Source organism: Psychrobacillus sp. FSL K6-1267, assembly GCF_038003265.1.
Classification (GTDB): domain Bacteria; phylum Bacillota; class Bacilli; order Bacillales_A; family Planococcaceae; genus Psychrobacillus; species Psychrobacillus faecigallinarum.
Genome location: NZ_JBBOOR010000001.1, coordinates 1,730,769 through 1,751,003 on the forward strand (window position 1 = coordinate 1,730,769; position 20,235 = coordinate 1,751,003).

Sequence of the window (20,235 nt, forward strand, 5' to 3'; positions counted from 1 at the left end):
GGCAGGAATGTATACATTAACTACTTTAAATCAACAAGGGGCCTCATCCCTTTTACACGAAATAGGAAGTAAAGAAGACTGGGAGAAAAAGAGAAGTCAATTAGAAAATACATGGCTTGAATGTATTGGAGGAATCCCGCCATTAGTAAAAACGCAGTTTGAAGTATCCTCATGGGAGACATTTCCTGAATACTATTTTCTAAAAGTAAGGTATGCTACGTTTTTTGGAGATACTGTGCCGGCAAACCTGCTACTGCCACGAGAGGTTAACTCAAAAAATCTGGCGAGTAAGAACGATGCCTTGGAAATCTTATATTCGGATAAATTACAGCATCCAGCAGTGATCGCCTTACATCCTACGAGTGAAGTAGGGAAAGACGATGTAAGTACGCCAGAAGGTAGAGAAAATAGACAATATGGACTTGAACTTGCCAAGAGGGGATATGTAGTTCTTGCACCTGATACTATTACAGCAGGAGAACGGGTTCTAGATATCGAAAAACCTTTTCAAACAGCAACCTTTGATAGGCAACATCCTAATTGGTCGGCTGTGGCGAAGATGATTACTGATCACAAGCAGGGAGTTAGTCTGTTAGAGAATTTTACTTGCGTTGATAGCACTAGAATAGGTGCTATTGGCCACTCTTTAGGAGGCTATAATAGCTACTTCTTAGCTGGAGTTGATCGAAGAATAAAGGCAGTGGTTTGTAGCTGCGGTTTTTCAACAATTGCTGGGGATCCAGAACTGCATCGATGGGGTAAACGAGAATGGTTCAGTCATATACCAAAGCTAAGTGAATACATAAATGAGGGTAAAGTTCCTTTTGAGTTTACGGAGATAGCGGCATTGGTCGCACCAACCCCTTTTTTTATGTGGATGGGGCAAAATGATTATATATTCCCACACTGGAAGCCGGCTGCACAAGGCTTGAATGATTTGAACTCCTTATATCGATGGTTAGAACAAGGGGATCGAATTAAAACGCTTATTGGAAACTCTGATCATGATTTTCCAAAAGAAATTAGACAAATGGCTTACCTATTTTTAGATAGGTGGTTAAAGGAAAAGTGATACTATCAACCTTCCACATGATATTATGTATTTATAGTTAATTTGGGCAGATTTGAGGCAGGGGAGTTGTATGCATTGCTAAAAAGAAAAAGTGACTTTGAAAGTCGTTATAACAAGTTTATCCATGAGGTAAAGCAAGAAATAATTACAGGAAAGATTAAGCCTGGAGAATTTATCCTTCCAGAAAACACTTTGAGTAAAGAGTATGAGCTTAGCCGAGTATCCATACGAAAAGCATTAGCAGAACTAGTGGACGCAGGCCTAATAGAAAAAATAGCTGGAAAGGGCAACCGAGTTACATTGCCCTGTGAAACACAGAAGCAAACGATTACACTTGGATGGTTTTCCAACTCTTACGAAATAGAGACAATCCGTCAGATTATTAGTCGATTTGAAGAGCTTAACCCATATATAAAGGTAAATCTTGAAGTTTTGCCGAATAATCAGTATGTCTATAATCTTTCACAAGCCTTTAAGCATGGAAATGGTCCAGATGTTTTTATTGTTTCGGATTATCATTTTAGACAATTGATGGATTCAAATCGTTTAGACCTGCTAGAGCCTTATTTACCAGCACATCTTGATTCGGAGAAGGATAGCTATCATCAGATTTTTGATATGTTTACTACGGAAGGTAAAATTCATTTGACGCCATTCGTCTTCTCGCCAGTAATGATTTGCTATAATAAGGACATTTTTAAAAAAGCGGGGATAACTGAAGAATTTTTAATAAAGGATTGGGAGGATTTATTGCATATTTCTCAGCAGGCTACTAATGAAGTTAGTGAGGATAATCTTATTAATGAGTATGGTTTTTGTTTTTCCTCTTCTACAAACCGTTGGCCAGTATTTCTTCTGCAAAATAATGGACGTTTTATCGGTTCCGATGGTTCTCAGCCAGTGATGAACAGTCAAGAGAATATAGAGGCGCTTGAGTTTTGTGTAGATTTGATGTATAAGCATCAAGTTTCTCCAATATTTTCTCATGGTAGCAATGACCTCGCAGAAAACTTGTTTATGCGTGAAGGAGCTGCAATGATTCTAACCACCTATTATTTCATGAATGAATTTAGGGACCATAAAATACAGTGGGACGTAATTCCCCCTCCTAAAAACAAAAAGTCTGCCACCCTGTTACTAGGTGGTGCTTTGGGAATCAATGTGGACAGTACGATGAAGGAGTCTGCACATGCACTTATTGATTTTATGGTTGGTGAGGAAGCGCAGAAGCTTATAAAGAAAAATGGCTGTACGATTCCAATGCTTCGGACTGTGGCAGAAGATAATAGTCTTTTACAGACTGGGATTCATCCGGAACACTATAATGCATTTATAGAAACGATGCCAAATGCTGTAACTATAAAGGATTTAAATCTGACTGTTGAAGAATTTGAATTAGTTGAACGAGAAATGCAATTCCTATGGGCGAATATGGAAAAATCACAGGATACGTGTCAAAGAATTCAAAACCTACTAGAAGGAAAAAATTCCTTAGTAAAAAAATAGTTAGTTTTTTTATGAAACGGCAGGTAGGTTAATTGATTTCTTTTTTATCTATGCCTCCGAATGTAATAGTAAGGTAAACAGTTTGTTGGGGCAGCAATTGAATTGCGATATTTCTACGAAAGGAGGAGAAAAAGCATGAAATTAGCCTTGCTTAGTCCTCGTGCCCCTCAAGTCGGTTTTTATTATAACTTAACTAAAACAGAATCTCACTTAGTGTTTAAGATAGACCGAGCAATAGAAGAAAAGGTAGACTATTTATTTTTTCCTAAAGAGGAACAGATTAGTAGAAGAGCTTTAATATCTGACAAGATGACATTTTTAGGTAAACAGGCTTGGATAACTTTCCTGAACAATGAAATGTATCCATCCAAGTTTTCTATTAAAGGTGCAAGTTCGCTTGAAATAGAAGGGAATCATTTTTGTCATGTGAGCAACGATGCCAATATTTCAGTATATTTTTACGAAGCTTCCGTATTGATCATGTTAGAGGTAAAAGAAGATACTACAGTTTCACTAAAAATATCGAGGCCAATTCAAATTTTGATAAATGGCAAAGAGACTATAAAGGGACAAGGGATTTGTGACTTCCAAAATGGAATGCTTAAGTTAAACCTCGAAAAAGGCCAATATAGCGTGGCGGTTACGCTATAAATAAGCCTTTTTTATTATAAATAGATGGAATATTTCGTGAATCTTATAAATCTAAGAGGTGTTTGGTATGGAACTGACAGGATGGAGAGGTACATTATATCGATATATGGACTGGGGGATGAAACTTGCTTATGTAAATATCCTTTGGTTAGTTGGAATGGTCATAGGGCTGGGGATTCTTGGGTTTTTTCCAGCTACTGTTGCAATGCTTACCATTATTCGTAAATGGAGCAATGGGGAAGAAGATATAAAGTCCTTTACACTCTTTAGAGAAATCTATAAAAAAGAATTCCTCAAATCTAATCTATTTGGTTACATATGGGTTATTATTGGCATCATTCTTTTTGTAGATTTACAATTTTTCCGTAGTTTGCCTAACATAGCTGCTTTAATAGCTTCCTTTTTCTTTTTTATATTAGGGGTCATTTATTTGATTGCTCTATTATATGCGTTTCCACTCTATGTTGGTTATCAGATGAAGCTAATACAATACTTTAAAGATTGTATTTATATTGTACTTTCCAACCCATTATTTGCAATTTTCATGGTTTTAGGGTTTTATTTTCCTTATTATTTAATGATGAAGATACCTGGACTAATCCCTTTTTACGGTGGAAGTTTAATAGGTGTTGCTTTGATTTTTATCTCTAATAAGATGTTTCAAATCATAGAATCTAAGCAGAGGCACAATATTAATACGGCCCACAAATAATTTTAGAAAAATATTGAATAGTTGTAAAATTTAAACTAATATTATTATAAATACAGGTATTATACAGGTAATCATTTTAGCGAATCAGTACAAAGGAAAGGGGAAATAGGTTATTGTAACTAAAAATAAGAACTTAGAGACAGTTGTACCTCCAGTAACTGAATTGAAGAAAAACCCCAAGCCGTCCAAGAAAAATTCCATTAAACAAAAATTATGGAGAGATCGCTATTTATTGTTACTTCTTTTGCCGGGGGCATTATATTTTTTAATCTATCGATATATTCCTATGGTCGGTATACTTCTTGCATTTAAGGATTATAGTCCCTTTATAGGGTTTATTGATAGTCCTTGGGTAGGGTTAAAATACTTTCGATTAATATTTGAGGATGCTGAAGTGGTGCAAGTTATATGGAATACACTACAAATTTCTCTACTACAAATTGTTTTTGCTTTCCCAATCTCAATTATTCTGGCCCTCATGCTAAATGAGTTAAGGAACCAACTTTATAAAAGGTTTCTTCAATCAATTGTTTATATGCCCCACTTTCTTTCATGGGTAGTAGTTGTTGGTATTACAGTTATTTTTCTTCGGAGTGAAGGTTTGGTGAATAACTTTCTAGGAACCTTTCTAGATATAAATCCTATTCCTTTTTTAACAGATCCAGCTATGTTTAAGCCCATTGTTATCCTTCAAGTAATATGGAAGGAATCTGGGTGGGGAACAATATTGTTCTTGGCCGCCTTATCAGGAATCAGCCCTCATCTATACGAGGCTGCAGTAATGGATGGTGCAAGTCGAATGAGACAGATTTGGCATATTACTCTACCTGCATTGAAAAGTACAATTGTCATTCTGCTAATTCTTCGCCTAGGAAATGTAATGGATAGCGGTTTCGAGCAAATCTTTCTGATGTTAAATCCCTTCAACATGGAATCTGGGAACGTGCTCGACACATATGTATACTTCAAGGGAATACAACAGGCTAATTTCAGCTTTGCTACTGCCGTTGGCTTATTCAAAGGGATTATTGGATTAATATTAGTAGTACTCGCAAATAGGCTAGCAAAACGCTTTGGGGAGGAAGGTTTATATTGATAGATTGATAATTTAGGATGATGAGACTATGAAGAAAGGTCTCATTTGATAGGGGGTATGTTAATGTTCAGATCTTCAGGAGAAAAAGTAATGGATTTTTTTAATGGAACGGTTCTTTTAGTTATTGCTGCTGCAATGCTATTTCCATTTTTATATATTTTCTCAGTTTCTTTTTCCAGCGTCAGTGATGTATTAAATAGCGATTTCCTCATATGGCCAAAGGAATGGGTGACTGATGCCTATACGTATATACTAGGTTCTGATCAATTTGTAAGATCCTTATTTGTGACAGTTTATATTACTGTAATAGGTACTTTTGTTAACCTATTGTTTACAACCACTATGGCTTACTCATTAACTAGAAACATTTTGGGTCAGCGTACAATTCTTTTTCTAGTTTTATTTACAATGCTTTTTTCAGCGGGGATGATTCCAACTTATATCGTCGTAAAGGAAACAGGATTATTAAATTCCCTATGGGCACTTATAATCCCTGTTGCAATCAGTCCTTTTAATTTGATTATTATTACTCAGTTTTTTAAGGGCATTCCTGAGGAACTAACTGAGGCAGCGTTAATAGATGGTGCAAATGATATTCAAATATTTACTCGTATTATCTTGCCTTTATCTAAGCCGGCATTGGCGGCGTTTGGTTTATTTTACGCGGTAGGTCATTGGAATAGCTATTTTTCGGGAGTTCTCTATTTAAATGATCCTGCAAAATGGCCGATTCAAGTAATTTTAAGGCAAATCGTTATTGTCAACGAACCTAATGCTGCACTCGGTGGGCATGCAGCCATGCTTGAAAATTTACCACCTCCAGAAACGGTACAGATGGCAGCTATTTTGTTAGCCACCTTACCAATTTTGATAGTCTATCCTTTCTTACAAAAACACTTTGCTAAAGGAGTGATGCTTGGGTCTGTCAAAGGATAACTTTCTATTGTAATGACATCGCAGATTTTTTTCACCAGCCAACAAAAATAGTAACGGAGGGGTTAATGTGAGAAGTAAGCAGTGGTTTTATGGTTTTATAATTCTTATTATTGGTCTTGTTTTAGTAGCTTGTACCGATGAAAATGCCCAAACTGAACCAACGAAAGAGCCTGCAGATGAAACAAAGACTGAAGAAGGAAATAAAGAGGAACCTAAAGTAGATCCTTTTGATCATACAGAGAAGTATACAATTACAGGGATGACATTCCGTTTTGGAGATCCGCCACCACTAAAAAGTCCAGGACTTGATATGATCAACGAGCGCTTCAATGTAGACTACAAGCCAGAAATTATACCTCAGGGAGATTACATTGAAAAGTCTTCTGCTATAGTAGCATCCGGCTCTATGCCAGATTTAATCGGTTTTCCAGGCACAGATACACGCTTTTATCAATGGGCTGAACAGGGAGCGTTCTTGCCACTAGATGATTATCTTAAGCACTATGACACGCTAGGAAACATTCCAGACTATGTCTATAACTCTTTTAAGGTGAATGGCAAAATATATGGTATTCCTCGTTACTCTCAACCATATCCTGTAACGCCAGTTATTCGTAAGGATTGGTTAGATAAGCTTGGCTTAGAAATCCCAACAAACTATGAAGAATTAGAGAAGGTTGCAATTGCCTTTACGAAGGAAGATCCGGATGGTAATGGTAAAAATGATACTTATGGGGTTGCAATTGGAGAAAATATTAACCCGAACTTTAACATGGGAACATACTGGGATTTTAATGCATGGTACCACCAAGACGAGGAAGGCAATTATATCCCAGGTATCATTTCTGAAGGAAGAAAAGATTTGATTCAATTCTTCGCTAACCTTTATAAAGAAGGTGCGATGACGAAGGATTTCGCAGTACTTGATTGGGCTAGTACAAACACTGAGTTCTATTCTGGCAAGGCTGGAATATTTGTTGGTGGGGTTTCAGGTATGTCAGAGGCTTACTTTGAGGGATTATTAGCAGCAAATCCAGACGCTCACTTAGTAGCAATTCCTCCTTTTGAAGCACCTGATAAATCAAAAGGCTTTACAATCGGATCTGGCTATTCAGGAATTCTAGCACTTAATGCAAAAATGGCTGGTGATGAAGGTAAGATTTTCCGCGCATTAGAAATGGTAGACTTCGGGAAGAAATTCTATCCAAGAGACACGAAAAATCCAGACAATGCGGATTTCGATTTCTATTTAGGTGGAGAAGGTAAAGGATATAACATGGAAGACGGGCAGGCTGTTCAATTGCCAAACTTCTCATCAGATGGGCTTTCTCCTTCAACTTATTTCTTAGACAATCGTGAGCAAGTACCAACAGATGCAAATATCACATATGCTGATGACTACAAAATGCCAGAGATGAAGGAAATGGTTCAATCTTTACAAGAAATGTTTGAAGCCAATAAATTATATGTGGATCCATCATATGGGGTTATGTCTCCAACTAACCAAGAAAAAGGTACAGATCTAACTCAGTTCATTATGAACGAGCAATCCAAAATGATTGCTGGCCAAAGACCGATTTCTGATTGGGATAGCCTAGTAGATGAGTACATGAAACGAGGTGGAGAAGCAATCATCAAGGAAACAAACGAAGGTATTAAAGCAAAAGGCTACACAGAAAGAGAATGGAAATAATCTCAAAGTAAGGGCTGTCTCAAAAGTTTACCAGACTTTTGGGGCAGCTCTTTTTTATAGCTTTCCATAAGGACTATTTATCTTCAAACACTAATTTACTTCTTTTATTACTCTTGAATTCAACGTAAATATTATAGAAATAATTACTATTAAAATGCCACATAAAAGCATAATATTCGAAATTGTTATATTCAACATTAGTGCTAATGAAACAAACCCATAGGAAAGTGGGACAAGACCATTAGATGAGGCATTAATAAGGCTCATTACTCTTCCCATTTTTTCTTCATCACATTGCTCTTGAATAAGGGAGATGAGTGAAACATTAATTATCGAGGAAAGGACGCCCATCATCAAAAGTAAGATAATACCTTGCCAAACTGCTTCGATTTGACCAAGTAAAGATAAGAGAAGCCCCAGGATAGAAATGATTAGTAATACTATTAGTCCTCTTTTCTTTCTTAAGTTTAGTAATCCTACAATTATGGCACCGACTAACATTCCACCTTGGTAAGAACCTTGTAAAAAGCTTAAATCTAACGGTACTCCATGGATCACTTTGTCTACTAGAAGTGGTATGCCCATGAGAAGCGGACCGAAAAAGAAAAAGTTAATGACAACTAGAACAAACAACATATTTTTAAGGAAGGGCATCTTCCAAACATAGGAAAATCCTTCTTTTAATTTCTCTTTCGTACTATCCATTTTCGAGGAGTTTTGTTTACGATTTTCTTCCTTTATGAATGCGGAAAAAACAAAAGTCAAAGACAAAAAGAATGCGATTAACGAAAATAAAATACTAAAAGATCCTACAGTAAGTACCCATCCACCAATCATTGGCCCAGAAAACATAGCAATTTGGTTTGAGCTTTGAATAAATGAATTTGATCTTGTAAGAAGATCTTTGGAAACTAGGTTAGGAAGTAATGATGTATTTGCTGGAGAAAAGAATGCATCTAATACTCCAAATAATAATGCAAAGCAAATTAGTGGCCAGAATTCAAGAATATCCATTCGTAGAAAAAATACCATAATTATAACCAAAACACATCTTACTAAACTTGAAACAAGCATAATTTGAGATCTTTTATAGCGGTCTGCCCATACTCCACCAATTGTCATAAAGATGATACGTGGTAGCATAGTTACCATCATCACAATCCCAAGGGCACTTTCTTTATTTAGAACCTTGATGATATACCATTGCTCCGCAAATAAATAAGTAGATAGTGCTAAAAAAGAGGTTGTACTTGATAACCATAAAAAAACAAATGCTCGATTTCTTAACAAATTTGAAGAAAGGGATTCATTCTTGTTTTCCCTTAACACTTGCTCTCTACTCAATAGATATACTCCTTTTACCTTATGGTTTGTTTTTAAAGATAGGTTCTTCAATCTGAAATGCAGTGGTCATAATATAATAGTTTTGCTGTTCAAGGTCTGTATCTTTTTCAAGCTCATCTAGTAGCTCTCTATACTCCCGAGTAAATTCGAGGAATTTGTCTTTACTAACTTTTACTTCTTTTTGAATAGAGAGTTTAGGCCATTCTTCGACATTTGACGAATTTAATTCAAAGGATTTATCAGGTGCAGTTAAAACTCTGGTCTTAGCACGATCAATTACCTCCAAATATGACTGTCTAGTAGCCTCTTTTGCTTCCACGTAACTTAATAGGTTATCGGCAGGGATGAACCCCTTTGCTACAGCTTGGTAAAACTTTAGAATATTTCCTCCGCGTTCTTCCTTTCTTACAAGCTTAATGATTTGGTGCTTCTCCAGTTCTCGAAGATGATAAAGAATTTTTGCTCTAGATAAGTTGAGTTCCTGGGCAAGCATATGTCCTGTGTGGGGTTGTTCGACTAGTAGCATCAGCATTTTAGTACGTAACGGATCACTAATAACCTTTAACTGTTCGTAGCTTTCAATTATAAAAATGGATTTTTGCTGCATGTAAATTCTCCTTTTTAACCGGTTAATATTTATTAACTGTAATCCATTATGTAATAAATGTAAATAGATGTAACGTGTTTTTATGTAAAAATAAAAAAATTTTGAAATTTTGATGGTAAGAATATAGACGATACTATATTAAGAGAAATTATTGGGTTAGAATGGATAGGATGAAAATGGAAAGAGGGGTGAAATAATAATGAAAATACATATTTTAGGTGCGTCAGGCTCAGGCACTACTACTTTGGCTCAAGTATTATCAACTGTTCTTCACAATACACATTTGGATACGGATGATTATTTCTGGTTAACAAAATATACGGAAATAAGAGAAGTAGGAGAAAGAAGATATCTACTGAAGGAAGACCTAAATAAGTATGAGAGCTCTATTTTATCAGGGGCATTATGTGGTTGGGGAGATAACTTCAAATCTTATTTCGATTTGGTCATTTTTTTGTCGATTCCACCAAATATTAGATTAAAAAGATTAGAGAAAAGAGAGTTTGAAAGATACGGGGATGAAATATATGTAGGTGGGGCTAAGCATGATCAATATAAGAAGTTTATTGAATGGGCGTCCTTATATGATTACGCAGGTTTAGAAGTAAGGAGTAAAGCTTTACACGAACAATGGATGGATTCGTTAAACTGCCCGATATTGAGAATTGAAGGAGATTATTCAGTGGAAGAACGAGTACATCTTACAATGGACTTCTTGCGCGATAACGGTAGTTTCTAGTTCAATGTCCCGTATTTTTAAATAGCTCATAGATTTCTATAATAACCAACTAAATTGCTTCAACACTATGTGAATTACGACAAAGTATAGCTTATTTACTACAATCCTTAGCTATATTACTACAATCCTTAGTTAATTTACTACAATAAGCACAAATTTTACGACAATACAATATCATGCTCGGTAAAACATAAAGAGCCCCTAAGTATAGTTCCATCAGGGGCTAAAATCTTTGTTATTATATTCGATGCTCAGTATATTTATCTTTTTTTGTAATTTCAGCTGCTTTTTCTAGTATTTCTATTGAAACCTTGGATTTATACGCTTCTATAGTTTCCATTAGTTGCTCTTTAGAGCTTGCTCCAACGATTGCAGCACCATTTTGAAGCACATAATGAAGGGCAATCGAATTTAGAGGTATATCTAATGCTTTAAGCTTAACTAATGTGTCTAATAGTTCTTTGTTGGAGTAGGAGAGGTAATCTCCAGTCTTTTTCGCTCGAATTAGACCTTCATCTTCCGTCAACAAGCCCTTTGCAAGTGAGCCCCTGCTGAGTAGTGAACAATCGTTTTGCTCGAGTAAGGAAAGCCATTCCTCCGGTCTTCTATCTAGTAAACTATATTGCATCATAACTGAAACTGCAGAGCTTTTATTCAAAAATCGATTGATAACATTTGGTCGAATAGAAGAGATGCCGTATTCCCTAATTAGGCCATCTTTTTTGAGAGATTCCATTGTGTCGATAACCTCATCCACGTTGTCTTCCATTGTTCCCCCATGGAGCTGGTATACATCGATATAATCTGTTTGGAGACGTTTTAAGGAGTCATGAATAGCTTTTTGAATCCATTCTTTAGAGGCGTCCCAATGCCAGCCATCACCATTTTCATTTGGTCGATTACCAACCTTTGTTGCAATGATTACCTCTTGTCTATGAGATTTAAGAAGGCTCCCTAGCATTTTTTCATTTTCGCCCTGATCATATAAATCTGCAGTATCATAATAAGTAATGCCATGTTCTAATGCGGTTTGAATAATCTTTTCTGCTTCTTCAAGATTTGATGGCAGTGACATACATCCAAGTCCAATTTCTGAAATTGAAACATCACTTTTTCCTAATTGTCTTTTTTCCAAGATTATCACTTCCTTTCTTACATGTTACAATGAGAACTAGGTAGATTCAAATAAGAGGGAGCGAAACAATGAAAAAATTTGAAGAAAAAACAGTGCAGACCAATCTTGAATTTTCTGGACGAATCATAACCTTACAAGTGGATGAAGTACTATTGCCAAATGGTAAAACAGCTAAAAGGGAGATTGTTAAGCACCCTGGAGCAGTGGCAGTAATAGCTGTGACAGACGATAAAAAGATTATCTTGGTAGAACAGTATAGAAAAGCCTTGGAACGCTCTATTATTGAAATACCAGCTGGCAAAATTGAACCTAATGAGGCACCTGAGCTAACGGCATTGCGAGAGCTAGAAGAGGAGACAGGTTACACCTGTGCTAATATGAAATTTATCCAATCATTTGCCACTTCACCAGGCTTCGCTGACGAGATTATTCACCTTTATATGGCAGAGGATATTGCAATAATGGAACAAGCATCTGCCTTAGATGAGGATGAGTTTGTGGAACTATTGCACGTATCACTTGAGGAAATGGAACAAATGGTAATCTCTCAGCAAATATTTGATGCTAAAACAGCGTTTGCATATATTTGGTTAAAAGATTACTTAAAATGAAGCATGTTTGAACCTAGTACAAGCATAAGATGAAAATAGATAGGGGGGATTCCAAGTTGAACCAGTCTTATACTATTTTCATTTCACTATGCGTACTAGTTTTGAGCTTTGTTGGTGGATTAATATTATTCGAAAGAAGTTCACCAGAACAGCAGCAATGGATCATCAACCTTTTGGATGCAAGAGTCTTACTTGAAGGGCCACCTAGTTTTTTAGAGACTATCTTTCCTCATTTGATGATTGCAGTCGTGTTTTTTCTGTTTTATCAGCATCGGTATTTGCAAAAGTTTACATTAGTTATTTGTGCCTTCAAAATAACCTTTTATGGCTTTTGTTCAAGTTATTTACTACAGACACAAGAAACTACATTCCCGTATGTTTTCTGGTGGTTTCCTTTTCAACTAGTTTACTGCATTCTACTTTTGGCTTTGGCAAATCGGGTAAATCTCTTTACACTTGCCTTCTATATAATTACTATTATAATAGAGTTTATTCTTTTACCATTTATAGTATATAATAATTAGTATTAAATAATAATTATTATTATGTGAATCTCTTGTAATGAGAAAACACTTCTTGGTATAATAGTGGTAGTTAAGGAGGCGTCATATGGAAAGCCGTATTGATCGTATTAAAAAACAATTATCTGGTGCGGGCTATAAACTGACGCCACAGCGTGAAGCGACAGTTCGAGTATTGCTTGAGAATGAAGAAGATCATTTGAGTGCGGAAGATGTTTTCCTACTAGTTAGAGAAAAATCTCCTGATATAGGGCTTGCAACAGTTTATCGTACATTAGAGTTATTGAACGAATTGAATGTTGTAGATAAGATTCAGTTCGGAGACGGCGTATCACGCTATGATTTGAGACAAGAGGGCGCTGCTCATTTCCACCATCACCTTGTTTGCATTGAATGTGGAGCTGTGGATGAAATTCAAGAGGATTTACTCGAGGATGTAGAGGAAATCGTCGAAAAGAAATGGAACTTTATCATAAAGGATCATCGACTGACTTTCCATGGGATTTGTCATCGTTGCCAAGATAAATAACCAGAAAGGATAGCTATTATATGCTATCCTTTTTTTAATAGTTAAAAAAGGATATGCTGTTACTAAATTACTTATCTAGGTTCAGCGTAATAGCGCGAGGTTAAATGAAAAAGCTCCAATGATTAGGGAAATTACCCTTCCCTTTTTTTGCAGCTATCAGCATAGATTTTTTAAAAGGAGATTTTAAATTTGAAAGAAGGCCTACTTCATTTAGAAGACTATTTACATTTCCTGCGTATTGAAAGGCAGTTAGCGGAAAACACTTTAATTTCGTATAAAAAAGATTTAACGGATTATTTGAAGTCTGTTTATGAAAAACAGCATTTGCAGAGTTTAAGTGATGTAGAAAGACAGCATATTATCATCCATTTAAGAGATTTAAAGGAGAATGGTAAGTCTGCAAGGACAATTTCTCGTCATATATCATCTATTCGATCCTTTCATCAATTTCTATTGAGAGAGAAAGTGGCATCGAATGATCCGACTATTCATTTAGAGCTGCCCCAGTTGGAGCAGAAACTCCCAAACTTCTTGTCAGTAGAAGAACTCAACAGTCTTCTTGGAAGTATCAGTGTGTCCAAGCCACAGGGTGTTCGAGATTTGGCTATGTTTGAACTGATGTATGCAAGTGGTATGCGTATAAGTGAATGTCTAAATCTAAATCTCGAGGATTTACATTTGTCAATGGGCTTTGTTCGTGTATTTGGAAAAGGCGGGAAGGAACGTATTATTCCACTTGGAGGAGCTGCGTTGCGAGCATGCAGTAATTATATTGAAAATGCTAGGCCGCAGTTACTTAAACAGGAACGTACCGACGCAATATTTATTAATCAGCGTGGCAAACGTTTAACAAGACAGGGTATTTGGAAACTACTAAACAAACATGCCCTTATGGCTGGTATTAAAAAAGAAATTACGCCTCATGTACTAAGGCATTCCTTTGCTACTCACCTAATTGAAAATGGTGCTGATTTAAGGGCAGTACAGGAAATGTTAGGGCATGCAGATATTTCTACAACACAGATTTACACTCATGTAAGCAAGAAAAGATTAAAAGAAGTTTACAAACAATATCATCCTCGTGCATAATGTCAGAGGTCTGACATTTATTTTTGAGGAATTTTTGGTACACTAATATAGAACAAGTAGGAGGTACTATTCATGGAAAAATTTAAGCGTATACATGTTATTGTTATGGATTCGGTAGGAATTGGAGAAGCACCTGATGCAGCAGCATTTGGTGACGTAGGCTCACACACGCTGGGTCATATCGCAGAAAAGATGAATGGCTTAAACATGCCAGAAATGCAAAAGCTAGGATTGGGTAATATTGAACCAATCAAAGGAATTGCTCCAGCAGAAAAACCAGCAGCTTATTTTGGTAAAATGCAAGAAGCTTCTGTTGGAAAAGACACGATGACAGGTCACTGGGAAATCATGGGCTTAAACATCGATAAACCTTTTAAAGTGTATCCTAACGGCTTCCCACCTGAATTGATCGCTGCTTTAGAAGAAAAAACTGGTCGTAAAGTAATTGGGAACAAACCCGCAAGTGGTACAGAGATTTTAGATGAGCTTGGGGAAGAGCATATGAAAACAGGGGCAATCATTGTATATACTTCTGCAGACCCTGTTTTGCAAATAGCTGCTCATGAAGAAATTATACCGCTAGAAGAATTATATCGAATTTGTGAAATCGCTAGAGAGCTTACTCTGTCGCCTGAATTTTTAGTGGGACGTATTATCGCACGTCCGTTCATCGGAGAGCCAGGAAGCTTTGTGAGAACTTCTAATCGTCATGACTATGCATTGAAGCCATTTGGTCGCACTGCAATGAATGAATTACAAGACGCTGGTTTAGAAGTTATGGCAATTGGTAAGATTAATGATATTTTTAATGGAGAAGGTATTACTTCAACAGTTAGAACGAAAGATAATATGGATGGCATGGATAAATTTATCGAGACATTGGCAAAAGACTTTACAGGTATAAGCTTCTTAAATTTAGTAGATTTTGATGCTTTATATGGTCATAGAAGAGATCCAATCGGTTATGGTAAAGCACTTGAAGAGTTTGATGCTCGCTTGAAGGAAGCGCTTCCTAATCTCACAGAAGATGACTTATTGATTATCACTGCCGATCACGGTAATGATCCAACGATGCCTGGAACAGACCACACGCGTGAATATGTTCCTTTAACAGTTTATTCGCCTAGATTCACAGAGGTAAAAGAATTGCCTTTACGCATGACATTTGCAGATATCGGAGCAACCATTACTGAAAACTTTGGTGTTAAACCAACAGCTTTTGGTGAAAGCTTCCTATCCTTATTAAAATAAAGGACGTGTATGACAATGAGAATGAATGATATTATCGAAAAGAAAAGAGACGGCCAAGCTTTAACAAAAGAAGAAATCAATTTCTTTATTGAAGGCTATACAAACAATTCAATCCCAGATTATCAAGCTAGTGCTTTACTAATGGCCATTTATTTTCAGGATATGAACGATGAAGAACGTGCTAACCTAACAATGGCTATGGTTAATTCTGGTGAGCAAATAGACCTCTCTGCTATTGAAGGAGTTAAGGTTGATAAGCACTCTACCGGTGGAGTTGGTGATACAACGACATTAGTCTTGGGTCCACTAGTTGCCGCTTGTGGCGTTCCAGTAGCTAAAATGAGCGGACGTGGCCTTGGACATACAGGTGGAACAATCGACAAACTTGAAGCCATTGATGGTTTCCATGTGGAGTTATCTTCCGAGCAGTTTGTTAAACAGGTTAATGAAATCAAAGTAGCAGTAATCGGGCAAAGTGGTAACTTGACACCTGCTGACAAAAAGCTCTATGCATTGCGAGATGTTACCTCTACTGTAAACAGCATTCCACTGATTGCTAGTTCAATTATGAGTAAGAAAATTGCAGCAGGAGCAGGTGCAATTGTTTTAGACGTTAAAACTGGTGACGGTGCCTTCATGAAAACAACTGAAGATGCTCGAAAGCTTGCAAAAGCAATGGTTCAAATCGGTAATAGTGTAGGACGTCAAACAATGGCAATTATTTCTGATATGAGCCAACCACTCGGAAGAGCGATTGGAAATGCCCTAGAAGTACAAGAAGCAATTGACACACTAAAAGGCAAAGGTCCGGATGATTTAACTGAGCTATGCTTAACTTTAGGTAGCCAAATGGTAGTTGTAGGAGAAAAAGCTGATACTCTAGAAGAAGCCCGTATAATGCTACAAAAAGCAATCGACGATGGTTCTGCACTAGAAATCTTCAAGCAATTCATCAAATGGCAGGGTGGCAATGAAAAAGTAGTAGACGATACTGCTCTATTACCAAAGGCAAATTTCATCTTTGAAGTGTCTGCTAAAAACGCAGGCTTCGTAACTTATATGGAGGCAGATGAAATTGGTACTGCTGCCATGCTATTAGGTGCTGGGAGAGCTACAAAAGAGTCTGAAATCGATTTAGCAGTAGGTATAATGCTAAACAAAAAAGTAGGAGACCAAGTAGATGAAGGCGAATCACTTGCTACTATTTACGCGAACTCTGAAAATGTTCAAGAGGTTATGAATAAATTACACGAAAACATTCATATCGAAGCAGAACGAAAAGAAGCACCACCATTAGTTTATGAAATAATTACAGAATAATATTTGTAATAGAGCGACCTTGGTCGCTCTTTTTTTGTTAGCTATTTTAAAGTTGTTGGAAATGGTTGTTTTCAAATTATCTTTTAGACCACCTAGTATTTTAACCATATATTCATTGAGTAAAAGATTTTAAAGAGTATAGGCTTTAATTTGCCCTTCCATAGACATCTCGTAAAAGTTTATAAAAACTTTTACGAGATGTCTATTTTTTGATTAGAAATTGTTGAATATTCCCATACTAAATGTGTATAGCCCATTTGTCGAAAATCTTCTAAATTTCGATGATTTCTTCTACTTTTGTCAGGCGCAAAGGATTATAGAATTCTATGTGGAATTGCGCTTTATGAGGAGGCGATTTTATGAAACATGATGTTGAAAAAGTAGGAGACGAAATTGTAATTATTCGATTGAAAGGTGAGCTAGACCATCATAGCACTTCTGAAATAAGGAATGAGATAGTACCAATGATTAAAAATGGCTCTATTAAAGTACTAGTTTGGAATTTGAAAGATTTAAATTTTATGGATAGTTCAGGTATAGGACTAATTCTAGGTAGAATGCGAGAGCTAGCGCCAATTGATGGTCAAACAATTATAGTTAACCCGTCACCAACGATGCGTAAAATTTTTCAGTTTGCAGGTTTAAGCCCGTACATCTACAGTGAGTCAGAAATTGAAATAATTTCAAAGTTAGGGGGAATAGTTTATGGACAATGAAATCACATTATCTTTTATTGCCAAAAGTGAGAATGAAGCATTAGCGAGAATGGTGATGTCTAGTTTTATCTCAGCAATTGATCCGACAATTGAGGAGCTATCTGAATTTAAAACAGTTATCTCAGAAGCTGTAACCAATGCTATTGTGCACGGTTATGAAGAGGATGGCGTAGGCAAGATTGAAATTCATGCCGAAAGAAGCGGAAGAGAGATTGTGGTCTCCATCGTTGATTATGGGCGTGGAATACAAGATGTGACACAGGCGAGAGAGCCTTTATATACTACCAAGCCTGAGCAGGAACGCTCTGGAATGGGCTTTACGATAATGGAAAGCTTCAGTGACGACGTGGATATTTACTCCATTCCTGATAGGGGGACAACCGTTACTATCACGAAGAAATTTGTACCAATTCAAGAATCATGTAGGATCGTCTAATGATGAACAACAAGCCAACTATTTTACTGACCCAAGAGAAAATGAGAGAACTTATTGCCTTGTCGCAGGAAGGGGATAAGTTTGCCAGACAGCAAATGATAGAAGGAAATACAAGATTGGTTTGGTCTATTGTTCAGCGCTTTGCTTCTAGGGGGGCAGACCTAGAGGATTTATTTCAAATTGGATGTATTGGTCTTATGAAGTCGGTTGATAAATTCGACTTGTCCTATGAGGTAAAGTTTTCTACGTATGCAGTTCCTATGATTATTGGAGAAATACAGAGATTTCTTAGAGATGATGGAATGGTGAAGATAAGCCGATCAATACGCGAACTAAATTTTAAAATTCGTCATGCTACAGACGATTTTCTTAAGACTCATGAACGGCAGCCAACCATTTTAGAGCTAGCAAGTATATTAGAGGTTTCAAGAGAAGATATAGTCATGGCCACGGACGCTTTAAGAGATCCCGCTTCCTTGCAGGAGCAACTCTATGAAAACGATAGTGGTGATGCTTTAACCTTGATGGACCAAATGAGAGATGAGCGTTCTGAAAAGTCATTTGATCATATTCCTCTGAGAGAATTGGTAGAAAAACTAGAAAAACGAGAACAGATGATTATTTATCTGCGTTATTACCTAGACTGTACTCAAAGTGATATTGCTGAAAGGTTAGGTATATCCCAGGTTCAGGTGTCAAGGCTAGAAAAGAAGATATTGACACAGTTAAAGAGCTGGCTAGTGCCTGTTGGTAGTACCGCTAATACAAAAGCTAGAGATAGGTGATTATTACGAAACCGTTATTTAAGGATGTGGCCGAGGCCGAAGCATATTTAAAAGAGAAGTTTGGGGTGAATGAGTCTTATGATTTCGGGATTCTTCATACCCATTTGTTTAAATTTCCAGTGTTACTTGTTTATATTAACGGTCTTATTGATGGTCCAACGTTAACTGAATTGATGACCGGCACTTTAAAATGTCCTCCAGAAGAGGACCTAGATCAAAATGAAATTATGAGTCATTATTTTCCTTATTACTCTATAACGGAATATGATTCTAGAGAAAAATGGATTGCCGCGCTACTAAGTGGTCAGGTAACATTCATTTTAGAAAATGGATCTGTTTACACGATTGATGTACGTAGCTATCCCGGTAGAACACCTGAGGAGCCTGACAACGAAAAGGTTGTACGAGGCTCCAGGGATGGCTTTACCGAAAATATTGTATTAAACACTGCTCTCATTCGTAGACGAATAAGAGACACCAATCTCCGATTTGAACTACACCAAATATCCTCCATGAGTAAAATGGACATTGCAATTTCCTATATTAAAGGAGTGGCAAATGAAGAAAACTTAAAACTTATTCGGAAGCGTCTTAAAAATATTAAACATGACGGTTTTACAATGAGCGATAAGGCATTAGAGGAATGGTTATTTGTTCAAGGCTTTCATCCTATGCCTTTTGTTCGCTTTACAGAACGACCGGATATAGCTGCTGCACATTTGCTTGAAGGACATATTTTACTCGTAGTAGATACCTCTCCATCGGTTATTATAGTCCCTACGACTCTTTTCCACCATTTACAACATGCAGAGGAGTATAGACAGGCACCGGCAATAGGAACTTTAGTAAGATCGATTCGTTTTTTTGGTGTTTTCTTCAGTTTATTTCTCTTGCCATTTTGGTATTTAATGTCTAAGCATCCAGAACTTCTTCCGAATGCCTTGGACTTCTTAGGTCCCAATGAGAAAAGTGCCATTCCGCTTTTACTACAAATAATCTTTGCGGATATTGGGATAGAATTTTTAAGGCTAGCAGCTATTCATACGCCCACTCCGTTATCCACTGCGATGGGTATCATTGCGGCATTAGTTATTGGCCAGATGGCTGTAGATGTTGGATTATTTGTTTCTGAAGTCATTTTATACACAGCAATCACAGCTATATTTACATTTGCTATCCCTTCCTATGAGCTAAGTATAGCGACTAAAATATTCAGAATGTTTATTTTAATTGTGACAGCCATTTTAGGAGTAAATGGATTTTTTATAGCAACCGTATGTTTGATTTGGTACATATGTAGTCTTAAACCGTTAAATGTACCCTATTTATGGCCGTTAATTCCTTTTTATCCAAGAGCATTTGCTCGTATACTCATTCGTTTTCCGATGCCAACCAACGCAAAGCGACCTTATATAACACGATCACCTGTTCGAGATCGCTCCAAATAGCATTGCATTTCCCTTATTCGATATGGTAAAGTTCATAT

Annotated in this window: 21 protein-coding genes; 18 read left to right on the top strand and 3 right to left on the bottom strand. The window is 36.7% G+C overall.

Annotated features, from left to right (window positions below; all coding sequences use genetic code 11):
* Positions 1-7: 7 nt before the first annotated feature.
* From MHB55_RS08620 to MHB55_RS08650, 7 genes are all read left to right on the top strand, one after another.
* The gene (locus MHB55_RS08620; protein WP_340863035.1) at positions 8-1,072 is read left to right on the top strand and encodes an alpha/beta hydrolase family protein; all 1,065 of its coding nucleotides are present in this window, start codon (positions 8-10) and stop codon (positions 1,070-1,072) included.
* Between the two features lie 75 nt (positions 1,073-1,147).
* Entirely contained in the window at positions 1,148-2,578 is a 1,431-nt protein-coding gene (locus MHB55_RS08625; protein WP_191697434.1) for an extracellular solute-binding protein, read from the top strand.
* 135 nt (positions 2,579-2,713) lie between these two features.
* The gene (locus tag MHB55_RS08630; RefSeq protein WP_340863036.1) at positions 2,714-3,229 is read left to right on the top strand and encodes a hypothetical protein; all 516 of its coding nucleotides are present in this window, start codon (positions 2,714-2,716) and stop codon (positions 3,227-3,229) included.
* A 67-nt stretch (positions 3,230-3,296) separates the two neighbouring features.
* Entirely contained in the window at positions 3,297-3,941 is a 645-nt protein-coding gene (locus MHB55_RS08635; RefSeq protein WP_191697436.1) for a YesL family protein, read from the top strand.
* A gap of 163 nt (positions 3,942-4,104) precedes the next feature.
* Entirely contained in the window at positions 4,105-5,037 is a 933-nt protein-coding gene (locus MHB55_RS08640) for an ABC transporter permease (protein WP_225216080.1), read from the top strand.
* Between the two features lie 63 nt (positions 5,038-5,100).
* Entirely contained in the window at positions 5,101-5,973 is an 873-nt protein-coding gene (locus MHB55_RS08645) for a carbohydrate ABC transporter permease (protein WP_151110216.1), read from the top strand.
* A gap of 67 nt (positions 5,974-6,040) precedes the next feature.
* Positions 6,041-7,666 (top strand): extracellular solute-binding protein, encoded by a 1,626-nt coding sequence (locus tag MHB55_RS08650; protein WP_191697437.1) that lies wholly within the window; start codon positions 6,041-6,043, stop codon positions 7,664-7,666.
* A gap of 90 nt (positions 7,667-7,756) precedes the next feature.
* On the opposite strand, the gene MHB55_RS08655 is transcribed toward MHB55_RS08650, so the two are convergent.
* A complete protein-coding gene (locus MHB55_RS08655; protein WP_340863037.1) occupies positions 7,757-9,010 on the bottom strand; it encodes an MFS transporter in 1,254 nt (417 codons plus the stop codon).
* A 19-nt stretch (positions 9,011-9,029) separates the two neighbouring features.
* Positions 9,030-9,617, bottom strand: a complete 588-nt coding sequence (locus MHB55_RS08660) for an ArsR/SmtB family transcription factor (RefSeq protein ID WP_340863038.1) — start codon at positions 9,615-9,617, stop codon at positions 9,030-9,032.
* A gap of 199 nt (positions 9,618-9,816) precedes the next feature.
* Between MHB55_RS08660 and MHB55_RS08665 the strand changes: the two genes are divergently transcribed.
* A complete protein-coding gene (locus MHB55_RS08665; RefSeq protein WP_191697439.1) occupies positions 9,817-10,356 on the top strand; it encodes an AAA family ATPase in 540 nt (179 codons plus the stop codon).
* 238 nt (positions 10,357-10,594) lie between these two features.
* Here the strand turns inward: MHB55_RS08665 and MHB55_RS08670 are convergent, their stop codons facing one another.
* On the bottom strand, positions 10,595-11,491 hold the full coding sequence (locus tag MHB55_RS08670) for an aldo/keto reductase (RefSeq protein WP_340863039.1): 897 nt from the start codon (positions 11,489-11,491) through the stop codon (positions 10,595-10,597).
* Between the two features lie 68 nt (positions 11,492-11,559).
* On the opposite strand from MHB55_RS08670, the gene MHB55_RS08675 reads away from it, so the two are divergent.
* The 10 genes from MHB55_RS08675 to MHB55_RS08720 all read left to right on the top strand — a co-directional run bounded on the left by MHB55_RS08675 (position 11,560) and on the right by MHB55_RS08720 (position 20,197).
* Positions 11,560-12,102 (top strand): NUDIX domain-containing protein, encoded by a 543-nt coding sequence (locus tag MHB55_RS08675; RefSeq protein ID WP_144536989.1) that lies wholly within the window; start codon positions 11,560-11,562, stop codon positions 12,100-12,102.
* Positions 12,103-12,158: 56 nt separating this feature from the next.
* A complete protein-coding gene (locus MHB55_RS08680; RefSeq protein ID WP_144536987.1) occupies positions 12,159-12,626 on the top strand; it encodes a hypothetical protein in 468 nt (155 codons plus the stop codon).
* A gap of 85 nt (positions 12,627-12,711) precedes the next feature.
* Positions 12,712-13,152 carry a ferric iron uptake transcriptional regulator gene (fur, locus tag MHB55_RS08685; RefSeq protein WP_144536985.1) on the top strand — a complete coding sequence of 147 codons (441 nt, stop codon included), beginning with the start codon at positions 12,712-12,714 and terminating at the stop codon, positions 13,150-13,152.
* A 189-nt stretch (positions 13,153-13,341) separates the two neighbouring features.
* Positions 13,342-14,241: a site-specific tyrosine recombinase XerD gene (gene xerD / locus MHB55_RS08690; RefSeq protein ID WP_144536983.1), complete on the top strand. Its 900-nt coding sequence runs from the start codon at positions 13,342-13,344 to the stop codon at positions 14,239-14,241.
* Between the two features lie 72 nt (positions 14,242-14,313).
* Positions 14,314-15,492: a phosphopentomutase gene (deoB, locus tag MHB55_RS08695; RefSeq protein WP_144536981.1), complete on the top strand. Its 1,179-nt coding sequence runs from the start codon at positions 14,314-14,316 to the stop codon at positions 15,490-15,492.
* 15 nt (positions 15,493-15,507) lie between these two features.
* Positions 15,508-16,812 (top strand): pyrimidine-nucleoside phosphorylase, encoded by a 1,305-nt coding sequence (locus MHB55_RS08700; RefSeq protein WP_151110200.1) that lies wholly within the window; start codon positions 15,508-15,510, stop codon positions 16,810-16,812.
* Positions 16,813-17,171: 359 nt separating this feature from the next.
* A complete protein-coding gene (locus MHB55_RS08705; protein WP_144536977.1) occupies positions 17,172-17,528 on the top strand; it encodes an STAS domain-containing protein in 357 nt (118 codons plus the stop codon).
* Positions 17,518-17,964, top strand: coding sequence for an anti-sigma F factor (gene spoIIAB / locus MHB55_RS08710; RefSeq protein ID WP_144536974.1), 447 nt, complete (start codon positions 17,518-17,520; stop codon positions 17,962-17,964). The genes MHB55_RS08705 and spoIIAB overlap by 11 nt, the downstream gene beginning before the upstream one ends.
* Complete coding sequence (locus MHB55_RS08715; RefSeq protein ID WP_144536972.1) at positions 17,964-18,749, top strand: SigF/SigG family RNA polymerase sporulation sigma factor; 786 nt, start codon at positions 17,964-17,966, stop codon at positions 18,747-18,749. The genes spoIIAB and MHB55_RS08715 overlap by 1 nt, the downstream gene beginning before the upstream one ends.
* A gap of 2 nt (positions 18,750-18,751) precedes the next feature.
* Positions 18,752-20,197 (top strand): spore germination protein, encoded by a 1,446-nt coding sequence (locus MHB55_RS08720; protein WP_340863960.1) that lies wholly within the window; start codon positions 18,752-18,754, stop codon positions 20,195-20,197.
* Positions 20,198-20,235 lie beyond the last annotated feature (38 nt).